General features: G+C 38.8%; 1 protein-coding gene. It reads right to left on the bottom strand.

The annotated features are described in order from the left end of the window. Nucleotides 1–9: 9 nt before the first annotated feature. A partial coding sequence (locus SCA31_RS23240) for a hypothetical protein (protein WP_410699389.1) occupies nt 10–276 on the bottom strand: 267 nt, incomplete at its 5' end.

The raw sequence follows: 276 nt of genomic DNA, 5'->3' as shown, positions 1-276 counted from the left end.
GGAGGAACGTTATTTTTTTTCTGAAGCCTTTTCCTCCAATTTCATTTTATGCCGTTGATAATCTTCATTAAGCTGCTGTTTCTTCTCCTTCAGCGTCATTTCTCTATCTTCTAAATCCCGTTGGTGTTGTACGCGTTGTTCATTCCTTTCTCGATTGTATTTTTCATCAGCAGGAATCTTATTGTTTTGGTTGTTTGCTGCGTTATTTTGCTGATTATTTGATACGGCTGCGGGCGCAGGTGCGTCATTTTGTTGAATTATAACTTGTCCATCTGA

This window comes from Chryseobacterium sp. SIMBA_028, assembly GCF_046535285.1.
GTDB lineage: Bacteria > Bacteroidota > Bacteroidia > Flavobacteriales > Weeksellaceae > Chryseobacterium.
Note: the sequence above shows the minus strand (reverse complement) of the source record. Positions and strands in the feature narration are given on the sequence as shown.